Source organism: Pseudoalteromonas sp. Angola-7 (assembly GCF_028599255.1).
Taxonomy (GTDB): Bacteria; Pseudomonadota; Gammaproteobacteria; order Enterobacterales; family Alteromonadaceae; genus Pseudoalteromonas; species Pseudoalteromonas atlantica.
This window is the reverse complement of the sequence record NZ_JAQREL010000009.1, coordinates 98290-114344: the sequence shown is the minus strand read 5'-3', so window position 1 is coordinate 114344 and position 16055 is coordinate 98290. Positions and strand designations below refer to the sequence as shown.

16 protein-coding genes are annotated in these 16055 nt (G+C 41.9%); 8 read left to right on the top strand and 8 right to left on the bottom strand.

Going from position 1 to position 16055, the window contains the following annotated elements; genetic code table 11:
• Positions 1-24: 24 nt before the first annotated feature.
• The 5 genes from PSH50_RS13320 to zapB form a co-directional block, all read right to left on the bottom strand.
• On the bottom strand, positions 25-513 hold the full coding sequence (locus PSH50_RS13320) for a peptidylprolyl isomerase (protein WP_273587542.1): 489 nt from the start codon (positions 511-513) through the stop codon (positions 25-27).
• Between the two features lie 67 nt (positions 514-580).
• Entirely contained in the window at positions 581-2059 is a 1479-nt protein-coding gene (locus PSH50_RS13315) for a LysM peptidoglycan-binding domain-containing protein (RefSeq protein WP_273587541.1), read from the bottom strand.
• Between the two features lie 37 nt (positions 2060-2096).
• Positions 2097-3119 carry an MBL fold metallo-hydrolase gene (locus PSH50_RS13310; protein WP_273587540.1) on the bottom strand — a complete coding sequence of 341 codons (1023 nt, stop codon included), beginning with the start codon at positions 3117-3119 and terminating at the stop codon, positions 2097-2099.
• 62 nt (positions 3120-3181) lie between these two features.
• Entirely contained in the window at positions 3182-3484 is a 303-nt protein-coding gene (locus PSH50_RS13305; protein WP_004587640.1) for a cell division protein ZapA, read from the bottom strand.
• Complete coding sequence (gene zapB, locus PSH50_RS13300; protein ID WP_024031454.1) at positions 3484-3714, bottom strand: cell division protein ZapB; 231 nt, start codon at positions 3712-3714, stop codon at positions 3484-3486. The genes PSH50_RS13305 and zapB overlap by 1 nt, the downstream gene beginning before the upstream one ends.
• Before the next feature lie 238 nt (positions 3715-3952).
• Here zapB and PSH50_RS13295 point away from each other — a divergent pair, with 238 nt between their 5' ends.
• Positions 3953-4792, top strand: coding sequence for a 23S rRNA (adenine(2030)-N(6))-methyltransferase RlmJ (locus tag PSH50_RS13295; protein WP_055252599.1), 840 nt, complete (start codon positions 3953-3955; stop codon positions 4790-4792).
• A 43-nt stretch (positions 4793-4835) separates the two neighbouring features.
• Here PSH50_RS13295 and PSH50_RS13290 read toward each other — a convergent pair whose 3' ends face one another.
• From PSH50_RS13290 to PSH50_RS13280, 3 genes are all read right to left on the bottom strand, one after another.
• Positions 4836-5651: an META domain-containing protein gene (locus tag PSH50_RS13290; RefSeq protein ID WP_138579535.1), complete on the bottom strand. Its 816-nt coding sequence runs from the start codon at positions 5649-5651 to the stop codon at positions 4836-4838.
• Between the two features lie 116 nt (positions 5652-5767).
• Positions 5768-6334: an alkylphosphonate utilization protein gene (locus PSH50_RS13285; protein WP_273587538.1), complete on the bottom strand. Its 567-nt coding sequence runs from the start codon at positions 6332-6334 to the stop codon at positions 5768-5770.
• 69 nt (positions 6335-6403) lie between these two features.
• Entirely contained in the window at positions 6404-7162 is a 759-nt protein-coding gene (locus PSH50_RS13280) for an ABC transporter substrate-binding protein (RefSeq protein ID WP_273587537.1), read from the bottom strand.
• A gap of 145 nt (positions 7163-7307) precedes the next feature.
• Between PSH50_RS13280 and PSH50_RS13275 the strand changes: the two genes are divergently transcribed.
• From PSH50_RS13275 to PSH50_RS13245, 7 genes are all read left to right on the top strand, one after another.
• Entirely contained in the window at positions 7308-8573 is a 1266-nt protein-coding gene (locus PSH50_RS13275; protein WP_273587536.1) for an EAL and HDOD domain-containing protein, read from the top strand.
• 2 nt (positions 8574-8575) lie between these two features.
• Entirely contained in the window at positions 8576-9181 is a 606-nt protein-coding gene (locus PSH50_RS13270; RefSeq protein WP_273587535.1) for a paraquat-inducible protein A, read from the top strand.
• Positions 9182-9244: 63 nt separating this feature from the next.
• Entirely contained in the window at positions 9245-9406 is a 162-nt protein-coding gene (locus PSH50_RS13265; protein WP_273587534.1) for a hypothetical protein, read from the top strand.
• Between the two features lie 5 nt (positions 9407-9411).
• Positions 9412-9609, top strand: coding sequence for a hypothetical protein (locus tag PSH50_RS13260; protein WP_273587533.1), 198 nt, complete (start codon positions 9412-9414; stop codon positions 9607-9609).
• Positions 9610-9869: 260 nt separating this feature from the next.
• Positions 9870-11192 (top strand): TolC family protein, encoded by a 1323-nt coding sequence (locus PSH50_RS13255; protein ID WP_273587532.1) that lies wholly within the window; start codon positions 9870-9872, stop codon positions 11190-11192.
• A gap of 4 nt (positions 11193-11196) precedes the next feature.
• Positions 11197-12732, top strand: coding sequence for an efflux RND transporter periplasmic adaptor subunit (locus PSH50_RS13250; RefSeq protein WP_273587531.1), 1536 nt, complete (start codon positions 11197-11199; stop codon positions 12730-12732).
• Positions 12729-15851 (top strand): efflux RND transporter permease subunit, encoded by a 3123-nt coding sequence (locus PSH50_RS13245; protein ID WP_273609728.1) that lies wholly within the window; start codon positions 12729-12731, stop codon positions 15849-15851. The genes PSH50_RS13250 and PSH50_RS13245 overlap by 4 nt, the downstream gene beginning before the upstream one ends.
• The last annotated feature ends 204 nt before the right edge of the window (positions 15852-16055 follow it).

Here is a 16055-nt window from a genome sequence, read left to right as displayed (position 1 = left end):
TTGCTCCTAATTTAAGGTGTGTGATTAGTGAGAGTGACCACAGCCGCCTTCAGCGTGAACATGGCCATGCGAAATCTCTTCACTGGTTGCTTCACGAACCGATACCACTTCTAAATCAAACGTTAGCGTTTTGCCTGCAAACGGGTGGTTTAAATCGCAATCTGCATTAAAGCGGCCTACTTTAACTAATGTTACCTGGTGTTGGCCTTGGTTTGAGTTCACCATCGCAGTCATACCTGGTTTCCACACTTTTACGTCACCTTGTAGGTGCTTAAGCGGAATACGCTGAATTAAATCGTCAACGCGCTCACCGTATGACTCGCTAGGCTCAAGTGTAACGCTAAACTTATCGCCTGCGGCTTTACCTTCAAGGGCTTTTTCTAAGCCAGGAAGCATGCCTTCGCTGCCATGAATATAGCTAAGAGGCGCGTGGTTTATACTGCTTTCTAGTTGCTCGCCCGCTTCGCTTAATGTGTAATGAAATTCAACTGCTGAATTTTTGCTAATTTGCATGCTTGTCTCTTTAAGTTTTTGACTAAGTTAAAAGCCGATTTTACGCGAAATACCGAGCTTTATAAACTCAGCGTGGTTGAATAAGTGATTTTTGTAGATCTTGCAGTAAATCTTGTTTTTGTTGCGGCTGTTTGGGTTTTTCTGCCTGGGGAATAAATAGCGTTAATTGCGTGCCAGGCTTTAAAATGCTTGAGGCACTTAAGTTGTTCCATTTAGCTAAATCACTGTGCGGCACTTCGTAAAGCTGACTAATGCTCCACAAGCTATCGCCTTGTTTTACTTCATAGCCTATTTCAAGAGTGGGGATCACGACTTCTTGTGGCTCTAAATAAGGACTAATTTGATAATCTATAGTGAGCGATTTTGGGAGCGTTTTAGGCTGTCCAACCAGCAGTTTTTCACCTATGCCTATCATATTATTTTGTTTGCCATTGAGCTGCTTTAACGCGCTTACCGACATGCTGAAGCGCCTTGCGATGCTGTATAGCGTATCATTTTTTTTAACGATGTATTCGCCTGCAAAATTAGACTTAAAAAACTGACTTTTTAACAGTGCCTCTTGGCCGATAGGTAAAAGCAATGAGTGGGGGCCATTAGGTGAGCTTTGATTTTTTAAATAGCCCTGGTTAAGCTCGTGCAACTGTTTTGAGCCAACCCCAGAGAGCTTAGCGATGACCGAAAAATCAAACTGTTGGCCAACATTCATTTGCGTTGTTATTGGTTTATTAGCCAGTTTAGGACGCTTAAAGCCTTTTTGCGGGTGTTTAACTAAGTAGCTTAGCGCTAACAGTTTAGGTACGTAGTCGGCCGTTTCTTTTGGCAGCTTTAGAGAAAAGTAATCGGTACTTTTACCGCGTTTTTTATTTCGCTCAATGGCTCGTTTAACACGCCCCTCACCACTATTATAAGCCGCTAGGGCGTGTAGCCAGTCGCCATCAAAGCGTTTGTGTAAATAGCTGAGGTATTCAAGTGCGGCATCGGTGGAGGCAAGTACATCTTGTCGGCCGTCATACCACTGATCGGATTTAATCCCAAAATGATGCGCTGTGGCGGCCACTAATTGCCAAACGCCTACTGCTTGCTGCGATGAGGCAATGGTGGGTCTAAAATCACTTTCTACAAAGGGCAGTAAAGCCAGCTCCATAGGCAGGCGCTTTTGCTCAATTTTTTTTACGATATGATACAAATAAGGCGCGGCGCGTTTATTTACAGTGGGTAAATAGTTAGGTTGTTTTAAATACCAGTTAATACGCTTTTTTAAGGCGCGATTTTGATACACCGTAAAATGTAGGTTGTTGGCAATATGCACCCATAGGTTTTTAGCTTTGGTGGGGCGCTTTTTTACAATTGTTTTTTTTGCCTTTACCGGCGGTGCAGTATTGGCTTGCTGTAATTGTTTTGGCTGTACAGGCTCAAGCTCTATTTGGTTTTCGTAGCTTGGCTCAAAGTGAGTAAAAATTTGTGGTGCGTCTGTTTCGGGTTGTGTTTGTGTGCTGTTACAGCCATACAAAAAAATAATTACACAACTTACAAGCAATCCACGCATCTTCATCTCTTATCTACAATCCTTTATTTTTATAACACTACTGCGCGTGCTCAATTAACTGGGCGCGCTTAAGCCCAGCCTGTAAAAATAACTGGCTCGACTTTGTATTTAACGCTTCTTGTTTATATGGTGCTAAAACATCCGCAGGGAAACTCTCAGTAAGTTGCTCAAGCGTTTGTTTTTTATTATTTTTCACATGGGTTATTAAATTTTTTAAAAACATTAAAGGCTGCTTAAGTTGCGCTTTTTCAAGCGCCCCGCCGTGGCCGGGAAGTATTGTACGCAAATTAGGCTGATTAATATAGCGTTTGAGCAAGGCTTGCCAATTTTGTAACTGGCCGTGGCCTGGGTAGGGTAGCCAGTCAACAATATCGCCGCCTATTAGCAGCGTGCCATTATTGGTGCTAAGTGTTAAATCGCCGTTTGTGTGGGCTTTTTCGGGTGTTATTTGTACCGAAAAGTTACCTAAATCAATACTTTGTTGTTTACCGATTACGGTGCTAGGTGATTTTAAGTGATAGTTTTTCCAACGTAAAAAACGTTGTTTAGCTAAAGAGAGCTTTTCGCGCCACTGTGCTTGCTGTTGCTCGGGTAATGTGGCTAAGCGCTGATAGCTCAGCTCTATACTTTTTTCATAGCCTGCTAACTTATCATCATAAGCCTGTTGGTATGTGGCAAAATTATCGGCTACCTGTTTATGCACTATTAGCTGCGCTTTTGGGAAGGCATTTTGTAATACGGCCATGCCGAGTAAATGGTCGTCATGAAAGTGAGTTGCAACTAAATAACAGAGCGGGGTTTTAAGGTGTTTTTTTAACTGTTTTGCCAGTGCTTCTACGGCTGCAAAGTTTCCGCTTGCATCAACCATGAGTGCGCATTGCTCGCCCTCTATGAGCACTTGGTTGGAATCGTAAAAACGTAACTTATCTTGTTGTTTTAAAAATTGCACATTCTCGTTTATTTGCTGCCAAGTAACCGCTGCCTTACTAGAGTGAGAAAATAGGCTAAGGGTAATAAAAAGGGCGGGGATTACAGTTACTAAAAGGGGTTTTAATGTCATTGTGTGTCTCTGCGCAGCATTTATTTACCCTCATAATAAACAAAAAGCGCACGGGGCGCTTTTTATTTTTTTATTGGGTCACTCGCCAAGCATTGGCTGAGTTTATCAATGAGTTGATCTTGCTGCTGTTGCTCTACACTGGCATGCGTTTTAGCTTCTAGCAACTCATGGCTAAGTGTAAGTGCTGCTAAAAGTATCGCCTGTTGTTCGTTGCGAACTGATGAGCGTTGCTTTGTTTGCTCAACCAAGTCATTTAAATTTTGTGCTGCTGCTATTAATGCATCTTCTTGCCCAACCGGGCATGCAAACTGCTGCTCTTTACCTAGCAACTCAACTGTGACCCGCTGGTTTTGCAGCTCAGACATTAGCTTGCCTGTTGTGCGCTTTGTAGTTTATCAAGTAAGCCTGTTAACGTAGAGCTGGCATCTTTTTGCTTTTCTTCGTTTTCAAGGGCTTCTAGTTGTAAAATTTCGTTTTCGTCGCTTAGTTTTGCGTTTTGCTCTTTTAAGCTAGCAACATCTGTTTGTAATTGGTTGTTGCGCTCGATAAGCGAGTCAATCAGTTGTTCGAGTTGTTGAAGAGTTGTGTTGTTCATAAAGGCGCTCATATAACTGTAATTAATGTCATGCAAATGTAAAGCAAAGTGTGTTGTTTTGCCAGCATTTACGGTGGTTTTAGCACAATTTTATTGTTTATTAAGTGATAATTCAGGGTGGCGGCTTTTTTGTTCATAAATGGTTCACTTAACTGCTCGCAAAGCGGTGTATAGGTTGCCAAAATACAGAGCTTATGGTTCACTGCCGATATTAAATTGCGTATAGCGAAAATTAACAATGCTTAGTTACAGACACTCTTTTCATGCAGGTAACCCTGCCGATGTGCTTAAACATTTAGTACTTGCACAGGTACTTCAATATCAAACTATTAAAGATAAACCCCTCGATTATATTGATACCCACTCAGGTGCGGGATTTTTTGAGTTAAGTTCATCTGATGCCCAAAAAACACAAGAATACAAAGAGGGCATTGCTAAGCTTTGGCAACATAGCAGTAAACACGAGGCGCTAAACGATTATATTGCATTAATTAAATCGTTTAATGATGGGGATGAACTGGCGTTTTACCCCGGTTCGCCAAAAATTGCTGAGCATTACTTACGTCGTCAAGACAAAGGCTGGTTTTTTGAATTACACCCGCGCGATTTGCAGTTACTTGAGCAAAACATGCAAGGTAAGCGCTCTATTCGCGTACGTGGCGAAAACGGTTTTGCCGGATTAATAGGGCTACTTCCGCCAGCTTCGCGCCGTGCATGTGTGCTTATTGACCCACCTTATGAAATAAAAGACGATTACGATACTGTAGTAAGCACACTAGTTAAGGCGCACCAGCGCTTTGCAACCGGCACATATATGATTTGGTACCCCGTTGTTGATAGAGAGCGAATCAATACAATGGAGCAAGGGCTGATTGAGTCGGGAATGCGAAATATTCAATTATTTGAGTTAGGCACGCAAGCGGATACTGACGTACACGGTATGACGGCATCAGGCATGATTGTTATTAACCCACCGTGGAAATTAAAACAAACTATGGACAGCATATTACCTGAATTAGTTGAGCTTTTAAGTGAGCCTAGCGGGTTTTATAGAAGCGAGCAGTTAGTCGACGAATAACTGCCTGCCATTATGTAAAGTAAAAGCCCAGCTGGGCTTTTATTTAATTAAAATAAACCGCATTAAAGGTGGCAAGCGTGTTGCCACTGCTATCTTTTAATTCTAAAGACTCACCTTCTATAGCCCACTTTTGCGTGTTATTGAGCATGTTTAACATAGCCGCTTCTTGCTCCATGCTTTGTGAGCACATTTTTTTTGTACTTGCCAATTGGCTAAACGAAATTGAATGTTGCTCTGTGCTATAGCTACCACTGACATTATTACACCCTAAAAAGCCGTTAACGCGGTTATCTTTATCAAATTGTATAAATGGCTCTTTTGTTCTTACACTGACTGTTTGCGCGTTAATTGTAACGGCTTTCCAGTATGTATTTGCAAGCGTAACATCGCTTTTAGGTGAGGCGACTTTTTCAAGCTCAATTTCGTGAAGAATCCCCGAGTTTGCATTTTTAAAAGGGTCGTACTGCATTGTGCTGGTATAAAGAACCTTGTCTTTATTAATGATTCTAGCGGTGAGGTTATAGCGGTGTTTATCAACAATGTTGTTGTCATCATAAGCTAGCTCCACGGTATACGGCGGCGCTTTATTTATATCAATTACTTGTTGCGTAATTATTTCGGCTTTTACATCTGCTTTTGACACATCAGATAGCGTTACAATTAGTTGTGAGCCAGGGCGTGGCATACTGCGATCTTTATAGCTCACTTGCGTGGTTAAACCCATAACGCTTTTTTCTTGTACTGTGGATTGTGATTCGTTAGCTGGTTTTTCACAGCCAGCCAATGTGAGTGCACTTAGGGCTAATAAACCTAAGCCAGTAAATGTACGTTTTTGAAACCTAAATTGCTGCTTTGCCATGCTTGCGCTCCTTATTCCTATATTGCTGGTAAGTGTAGGGGGGAGGAGCTTAATCATGGCTTAATTTTTTTAGGCACAAAAAAGGCGCTAATGCGCCTTAATATAATGCTTTAACGCTATTTTTTTACAAACTTTGTTAAAATAACAATACGTTGGCCGTCTACTCGCCCTTCAATATGTTCAGGGTTATTTGTTAAGCCTATATTGCGTACTGCTGTGCCGCGTTTGGCGGTCAAGCTACTACCTTTAACGTCTAAGTCTTTAATTAAAGTAACCGTATCGCCAGCTTGTAGCACTACGCCATTACTGTCTACGTGTTTTATATCGTCATCTTCAGCAAGGGCTTTTTTCGCCCAAGTAAGGGTGTCTTCTTCTAGGTAAATCATGTCGAGCGCATCTTGTGCCCAGCCATTATCAACAGCTAAGCGCGTTAGCATTCTGTAAGCCACTACTTGTACGGCAGGTGTTTTGCTCCACATGCTGTCGTTTAAACAGTGCCAATGTGTTGGGGTAAGCTCGCTGTTGTTTTCTATTTGATCTTTACAGGTTTGGCAGGTGTAAATGCATTTGTCTGAATGGGTTTCGGTAACAGGAGGCACTTCGTAAACAGATAAGTGTTCGGTTGCGCTGCATAATTCACACTGGTTATTACTGCGCTCGATTAAGGCTTTTTCAATACTCATAAGGCGTTCTTATATAGGAAGAGGTTTACATTTGGCTGTATTATACCCTAGCAAAGGTAGGCGGCGATACTAATCCCTTAAATTTTGTGCGGGTATTGGGTTAATGTATTTATCTTCTATGCGTTTTATGTAACCACTGCTATGAAAGTGCGCAAGTACTTGGTTAATTTTAGGCAGTAACGCTTTGTGCTTAGCTAGTAAACGCACTCTTAAATAACCATGCGAATGCCGGGCGCCAAACTCAGCATTAATATTTAATTGTTTAGACCAATACGCTGCGGTATGAATACCCATAATGGCAACATCAATACGCGCTTTAGATAATGCAATCATTAGCTCTTTTTCAGAGGGAAAATCGACGCGGTTAAATTTTGCATCATCATGGTAGTAGTAGCCAAGTACTGTACCAACCTCTTTAGAGTATAAACTTTGCTTAGTTTGATACTGCGCGACGTTATCAGGCAGTGCAACAATCATTTCTGTTGCGGGGATCAGCGGCTCTGAAAAAATATAGTAAGGGTTATCTCGCTCGCTATGCGCTAACCATTTTAAAGAAATTACATCAAAATCAATAAAGCCGTTTTCTAAATATTTGGTAATTCGCTTAGTGGGAAGCTCAACGTGATTGGCGGTAATATTTGCTTGCGTCATTAAAGCGGTGATTATTTCTGGCAAAATGCCGGGTTTTTCTGGGTTGCTGGTGTAAAAAGGGTAGTGACTACCTGATGCACTGACATTGTAATTTAGTTCTGGCTGGTTTTGCTGGGCATGAGCAAACGTAGCAAGATGCAAAATAAATAAGGGTAAAAACAACTTTAAAAAAAACAAATACGTAACCTTTGCTAAACTTTTAACCTTGAGCGTTATGTAATTTAACTCCGCTTGCAATGATTCTAGAATCTTCATAGCAGTTGAATTACAGTGTATAACCTAATTGTAATAAACAACGTCAAATTAGATAGGCTTTTATTAAGTGAATCCCACAAATATTCTACAGAACGGGCAAAAGATAACACAGTTTGTTGCAAGGCAACCTATTTTTGATGCGCAGCAGAATGTGTTTGCTTATGAGCTGCTTTATCGTGATTCAGCCCATAACGCATTTCCTGTGGGAACATCTGATGAGCAAGCAACCAGCCGTTTGTTTTTTAATACGCTGATGATGCTAGGGCCAGACAAACTTACAGCGCATCATTTAGCGTTTATTAACCTTTCTTCGGCCACTATTTTAGAAAACTTTCCTAAATTGTTAGTACCACAAAATTGTGTGTTAGAAATTGTTGAGCGTACGAACAAAATAGCTGAGGTAACTCAGCGCGTGAAAGCGCTCAAGCAAGAGGGATACAAGTTTGCCCTAGATGATTACGATGGCGACGATAAATGGGCGCCATTACTTGCGCATGTAGATTACATCAAAATTGAAATGGACGATGTAATAATTAAAACCAATATGCGCATAAAAAAAATTAAACGCGCTAATCCGCATGCAAAAATTATTGTTGAGCGTATAGAAACTCATGCGCAATTTCACTCGTTAAAACAAGCCGGTTGCGATTTATTTCAGGGTTACTTTTTTGCCCGCCCAGAGATGATCACTTACAAAGATGTGGAGCCGGGTAAGGTGATTGTGTTTGATTTACTGCGCTTTACGGCAAAAGAATCTTTATGCTTTGATGAAATACAAAAACAAGTAGCCAGAGACGTGGCAATTACAGCGCGAGTATTGAAATTAGCGAATGCCCGCTCGGGCAGTACTAAATTAACCATTACTTCTATTTCGCAAGCGGTTGTGTATTTAGGAGAGGACAGCATAAGGCAACTGGTACGCGTGCTGGCGCTGAGCGAATTAGGCGCCGATAAACCCTCAGAACTCACAAAACTTGCCTTAACCAGAGCGCAGTTTATTGCGCTATTGCTAGGGCAAAACCACGCAGAACTGGTTGGTCAGGGCTACTTGGTTGGGTTGTTTTCTGTGATGGATGCAATTTTAGATACAAACCTTGAAGCAATTGTTAAAGAGTTTTCCCTAGATGAAAGTATTGCCCAGGCATTATTAAACAATGAGGGCATTTTAGGGCAAAGCCTTGCGCTTATTAGGGCGTTTGAACTAGATGAAATGGATAAAATAGCGGTGTTAATGCCGGCAATAAACAGTGATTTGCATATAGGTCATATTTTTAATTATGTTCTTGATGCACTGTTGTATAGTGACGAAATTATTGAGGCTATTGCAGAATAAATATGCGTAATTGGTTATCTATTTTAAGTATTGTGGTTGCATTAGGGCTGTTATTTCCTGGTGTTACCAAACCTGTATTATCGATTGAGGGCAACATTGATAAATCGCAACTCGCCAAAGCAGGCATAGAAATGCTGGCTGAGGAAGGCGATGGCCGTACCCGTAGTATGTTAATGATGTTCTCTAGCATGTTAGGACTTGATAAATTAGAGGGTGAAATAAACGCGTATAGCAAAACACAAAGTATTTGGGGAACCGTAAACGAGCTAGCTAATAATAATTTATTTGTAGCGGCGTTAGTTGGGTTGTTCTCTATTGTGATCCCAAGCTTAAAATTACTGCTGCAATTACTGTATTGCTGCTTGTCGCCCAGCAGATTTAAAAATAAGTTAGGTGTGGTTATTTGCGCACTGAGCAAGTGGAGCATGGTGGATGTGTTTGTTATTGCGTTAATAGTGACTTATTTGGCAGGCAATGCACATGGGCAAAGTAGCGATTTACTAATTATGCATAGCACTTTTGGTGAGGGATTTTGGTATTTTAGTGCTTATTGTATTTTTGCTATTTTAGCGAGTAGCTTAATTACACCACCTAAAAAAGAAAATTAATTATTTGAGTTAGCTCAATAACTCAAATATTATTACTGGGTAATTTACTTAATAGGCTTTGTTTTGCAGCGTTTTTACTCAAATTTACTCGTTGTTGTGATGCTACTCACGTTTGTGGGGCAAGCCGTTGCGTCTGTAAATCAGCAGTGCGAAATGCCACATATGAGCCTATCAGCAAAGCATGCCACACATGTAATGAGCGAGAGTAAATTGCTACAGGTATGATGGAAATGGATTGCTGCAGTGATGAAGCAGATGTTCAAAATGATTGTCATTGCCCAATAAATGGCTGTGGAAGCAGCTCTATTTTAACGTCCCCGGCCTTATTTACTGCTTTTTCGTTATCGAGTGAAAAAGTTACCCAGCTTAATAGCGGTATTTCCTCCCCACCTAGTAATACCTTATATCGCCCTCCTATGTTTGCTTAAACGCAGGATAGGTGTGATACCAATCGACTTGATTATTTAGTCATTTAGCGTGCCAAATAAAGCGTTAACAGCGTTATAAACCTCTTATGTAGAACAACTACATGCCGATGTTTATGCCTTGTTATCACTCTTTAACTGTCGCTATAAATAACGACTAATTTAACACCATTGGTATGAGTGAAGTTTAGCTATATTCGCTTAAAGCGCCTGTTCTGCTTGTTAATTTAAGATTTTACTTTTAATTTTAGATGGAGCAGGCAATGACCCGCACTGTAATTTTTAAAGCTGTATTACTGAGCGCCACCTTATTTGGTGCTGTATTTAATAGTGATGCTATAGCAAAAGCATCAACCCTTAATTTAACGGATGCCATAAACCTAGCGCTCAATAACGAGCCGTGGCTGAGCGCCAGTGAGCAAAAGCAAGCCGCCGCCACAGCGCAAAGTATTGCTGCAGGAACACTACCAGACCCCGTATTAAGCATAGGTTTGCAAAGTGTACCCGTAGATGGCTTTGCGTTTGATCAAGAAAACATGACGCAGTTAAAAGTGGGTATAAGCCAAAGCTTTAGCCGTGGTAATAGCCTAGCACTTAGCCAACAAGCAATAAAAGAAGAAGCACTTGAGCACCCGTGGCTTAGGGCCCAGCGAAAGGCGCAAGTAAAAGCTAGGGTAATGGAGCTGTGGTTAAATGCCTACAGAGCGCAGCAAAGTATTGCGTTAATTGAACAAGATAAAGCATTGTTTAGCCAGTTAATTGAAGTTACCGAAGCCAGTTACTCCAGTAGTTTAGGTAAAACCCGTCAGCAAGATATTATTCGCTCACAATTGGAGCTCACACGCCTTGAAGATAAACTGATTGTATTAGCGCAGCAGCTAGATGCCGCTAAACAAGGGTTAGCCCAGTGGCTACCACAGAGCATATTACGCCAACCATTAAGCCTAACTTTTACAGCGCCAGCCCCGCTTACCCAATTTAACAGCTTAGACTTTGATGAGCTCATTAAATTACTTATGGCGCATCCCTCTATGGTGGCTATAGATCAACGTATAGCCGCTAAACGTACACAAGTGAGCCTTGCTAAACAAAGTTATAAGCCACAACTTGGCGTAAATATGGGTTATGGCTACCGCGCTGATAACCAAGCTGGTGGATCGCGTGCTGATTTGCTTTCGGTGGGGGTGAGTATTGATTTACCTTTATTTACCGATAACAGGCAAGATCAGCAAGTTAATGCGGCTATTGCTAATGCAGAGGCCATTAAAACCGACAAACGCGTGGCGCTACAAAGCCTAAAAGGACAGTACTTTAAAGAGGTTAGTCAGCTTGAGCGAATTGAGCAGCGCAATACGCTTTATCAAAACACGTTATTACCGCAAATGTCGCAGCAAGCTCAGGCTACTTTAAACGCGTATACCCGTGACGATGGCGACTTTTCTGATGTTATGCGCGCGCGTATTAGTGAGCTAAACGCCAAAATAGATGCCCTTAATATTCAAATAGACAAACACATAATTATTGCTCGCTTAAATTATTACGCAGCCAGTTTAGACTCGCTAGTAATGGCTGAGTTACAAGGATAAAACAATGAAAACTAACTTAAAATACCTTGTAGCGCTGCTTATTGGTGCCACGTTAATGCTTATTGCTAATCGCTGGTTGATTGATGACACTGAGCACTTAGCCACAACCGCTGATAATAAAAAAACGAAGCCGCTGTATTGGGTTGCTCCCATGGACAGTAATTATAGGCGCGATGAACCAGGGCTATCACCAATGGGGATGGAGCTGGTGCCTGTATACGCAAACGCTGAAAACGACAGCCCAGGTACTATAAAAATATCACCTGAAGTGGTTAATAACTTAGGCGTTAAAACCAGTAAAGTGCAACTGAAAACACTGCAAAGTGATATTCAAACAATCGGTTATGTGCAATACAATCAAGATCAGTTAACCCATATTCACCCCCGCGTAGAAGGGTGGATAGAAACCCTATTTGTAAAAGCGCAAGGGGAGCCCGTTAGTGCTGGTGAGCCTCTTTACACACTTTACTCTCCTCAACTTGTGAACGCACAAGAAGAATTTTTACTCGCAGTAAATAGAAAAAATAGCGTATTGATTCGTGCTGCTAAAGCGCGTTTAGAGTCGCTAAATGTGTCTGATGGCTTTATTAAGCGCTTAGAAAAAAATAAAAAAGTGATGCAAAACATTACATTTTACTCGCGCCAAAGTGGAGTGCTTGATGAGCTTAATATCCGAGAAGGTTTTTATGTTAAGCCTGGCACCTCAATGATGAGTATCGCTAAATTAGATCAAGTATGGGTAGAGGCAGAAGTATTTGAGCGCCAAGCAGCTTTAGTGAGCAAAGGGCTTCCCGTTACAATGACCCTTGATTACATTCAAGGTAAGCAGTGGCAGGGCGTAGTAGATTACATTTATCCAGCGCTGAATGCTCAAAATCGCACTTTACGTGTAAGGCTGCGTTTTGAAAATACAGCAGGGCTACTTAAGCCTAATATGTTTGCCCAAGTAAGTATTCACACACACAGTGACTCACCGCAATTAGTTATACCTAAGCAAGCGCTTATTCGTACAGGCGCACAAAACCGAGTAGTACTTGCCCTAGGCGATGGGCGTTTTAAATCGGTGGCGGTAAAAGTAGGGCAAATTAGCCAACATGAGGTGGCTATTCTATCGGGCATTACCAAAGAAGACCGTGTGGTGACTGCTGCGCAGTTTTTAATAGACTCTGAATCGAGTAAAGACTCGGACTTTAAGCGTATGAGCGCACCAGAAATACCCGCCAAGAGCGACATGCCTAACATGGAAATGGACAAGGCTGAAGCGGTTCAAACAGCCACAGTAATCGGAACCATAAATAATATAAACGCAGCGCAGCGGGTTATTAATATTAGTAGAGAGGCTATCGCTAAATGGAACAGAGGCCCTGCTACTATGGACTTTATACTTGTTAAAGAGCTTGATATTAGTGCGCTTTCACCTGATCAGCAGGTTCATTTTACATTTAGCATTATTGAGGGTGAATTTGTAATAAGCAAAATTGCTGAGCACCCTACTGACAAAGGTGCAGCTCATCATTCAATGCATGGGGAGTCATTATGATAGCTGCTGTTATTCGCTGGTCGGTTGTTAATCGTTTTCTCGTCTTGTTACTGAGTATTATTGTATTTGGCGCGGGTATTTACAGTGTAAAACAGACACCCGTTGATGCGCTTCCGGATTTATCGGACGTACAAGTAATTGTTAAAACCAGCTACCCAGGCCAAGCACCCCAAGTAGTGCAAGACCAAGTTACCTTCCCGCTCACCACAGCAATGCTGTCTGTGCCTGGCGCTAAAACGGTGCGCGGTTTTTCGTTTTTTGGCGACTCGTATGTGTATATTATTTTTGATGAAAATACCGATATTTACTGGGCCCGAAGCCGCGTACAAGAGTATTTAAGTCAGGTAGAAAGCCGCTTGCCGGCAAGTGCAAAGGCACAACTTGGGCCCGATGCCACAGGAGTGGGGTGGGTTTATTTATATGCGTTAGTCGATAAAACAAATCAGCTCAATATTAGCCAACTTCGTAGCTTGCAAGACTGGTTTTTAAAATTTGAACTGCAAAGCGTTGAAGGTGTATCTGAGGTAGCCGCTGTAGGTGGCATGATAAAGCAGTACCAAGTGGTTGTAGACCCCGTTAAGTTACGTGCTTATGGCCTTCCTCTTAGTTTGATACAAACTGCAATTAGCCAAGGTAATCAAGAAACTGGCGCCTCAGTAATCGAAATGGCTGAAGCCGAATACATGGTAACCAGCACAGGTTATATTAAAAGTGTTGCCGACTTAGAAGCCATTCCATTAGGAATTAACGCCCAAGGAAGTGCATTACAATTACGAGATGTAGCGGATGTGCGCTTAGGTCCTCAAATGCGACGAGGCATTGCAGAGCTAAATGGCGAAGGCGAGGTTGCGGGTGGCATTGTGGTGATGCGTTATGGCGAAAACGCCCAAGAAACGATTTCTCGGGTAAAAGCAAAACTTGAGTCTTTAAAACAAGGGTTACCCGAAGGGGTTGAAATAATTCCGGTTTACGACCGCTCCACGTTAATAAAAAGCGCGGTCGATAACCTAAGTAGTAAATTGTTTGAAGAGCTCATTATTGTAGCCTTAGTGTGTGTGGTCTTTTTATTTCATGTGCGCTCATCGCTGGTGGCTATTATTACCTTGCCTATGGGTATATTAATGGCTTTTATTGTGATGTATTGGCAAGGTGTAAACGCTAATATTATGTCGTTAGGCGGGATTGCTATTGCTATTGGCGCTATGACAGATGGTGCTATCGTAATGATAGAAAACATGCATAAACACATGGAAAAAACGCCACTGACCAAGCAAAACCGCTGGCAAATAGTGACTAAATCGGCCACCGAGGTAGGCCCTGCGTTATTTTTTAGTTTGCTCATTATTACTGTAAGTTTTATGCCTGTATTTATTTTAGAGGCGCAAGAAGGGCGCATGTTTGCCCCGCTTGCTTATACAAAAACGTATGCGATGGCAGCCTCTGCCGGTTTAGCTATAACCTTAGTGCCGGTGTTAATGGGCTACTTTATTCGGGGTAAGGTCATTTCTGAGCATAAAAACCCTATTAATAGAGCCTTGGTTGCAGGGTATAAACCGCTGTTAGCCACCGTACTTAAATTTCCAAAAAGTACGTTATTTATTGCATTTATAGTGACGGTTATAGGCTTTTATCCGGTAAACAAAATAGGCAGTGAGTTTATTCCTTTGCTAGATGAAGGCGACTTAATGTATATGCCAACAACTTACCCAGGGCTCTCTATTGGTGAAGCACGAAAAATTTTACAGCAAACAGACAAGCTCATAGCCTCTGTGCCTGAAGTAAAAACTGTATTTGGTAAAATAGGGCGCGCCGATACCGCAACCGACCCCGCACCGCTGACAATGATTGAAACCTTTATTCAATTTAAGCCTAAATCACAGTGGCGAGAGGGCATGACGAAGCAAAAAATTAAAGCCGAGCTGGAAAGCTTAGTTACATTACCGGGCCTTACAAATGCGTGGGTTATGCCAATAAAAACGCGAATTGATATGCTTGCCACCGGTATTAAAACGCCTGTGGGTATTAAAATTGCGGGCCCAAGCTTGTTAGAAATTCAAAATATTGGGCAGCAAATTGAGCAATTGTTAAAAGATGTGCCCGGCACAGCCTCAGTGTATTCAGAGCGTGTAGCCACAGGGCGTTATATTAAAGTGGATATAAACCGCGAAAAAGCAGCACGGTATAATCTAAATATAGCCGACGTACAACAGGTTGTAGCCACAGCAATTGGCGGCTCAAACGTGACTGAAACAATCGAAGGGCAACAGCGTTACCAAGTAAATTTACGCTACCCGCAGAGCTTTCGTGCTTCGCCTGAAGATTTAAAATTATTACCTATTATTACACCATCAGGCCAACATATTGCACTTGGTGATGTTGCTAAAGTATTTATTGAAGATGGCCCTACCGGCATTAAAAGCGAAAATGCGCGTTTAAATGGGTGGAGCTTAATTGATATTGAAGGCAGTGATATTGGCAGTTATGTAGCACAAGCTCAGCAAGTACTTGGCGATAAACTACAATTACCCGCTGGTTATTCAATAACTTGGGCAGGGCAGTACGAATACATGCAACGCGCAAAAGCAAAGCTTACTTATGTGATCCCGCTTACACTCGCGATTATTGTAATACTGCTATACCTTAATTTTAAATGCCTAAGCGAAGTACTTATTATTATTGCCACCCTTCCTTTGGCTATGGTAGGCGGCATTTGGCTAATGTACTTTGAAGCGTTTAACTTTTCGGTGGCAGTGGGTGTAGGGTTTATTGCATTGGCCGGTGTTGCGGTAGAAATAGGCGTCATAATGCTTGTATATTTAAACCAAGCTTATACAGAGCAACGCCAGCAGTGCGAGCAAACTGGAACTGCATTTAACTTACAAGCGCTACAACACGCTATTATGCAAGGTGCAGGGCTAAGAGTGCGCCCCGTAATGATGACGGTAGCTACCATTATTGCTGGCTTATTACCCGTTTTATACGGCACCGGCACCGGTAGCGAAGTGATGAGTAGAATAGCTGCGCCGATGGTAGGCGGGATGCTAAGCGCAATTATACTTACGTTATTGGTTATACCTGCGGTGTATTTACTGTGGAAAAAGCAGCATATTAGTCAATAGGTGTTGTTCTTTGTGAGTTAAAATTTGCTGAATGTAGGGGTGGTTAAATCGCGGTGTACGGTTTTTACCCTTGTGAGCTTGATAGCTGCCCCTAATTCAGCAGGCTCTAATAGCACACTGTGGGCAATACCTGTTTTATTGCCCTATAAAAATTACCCGTATTTTGTAACTTGTACCAAATAACCCGCCTAGCTCCTGTTTTTT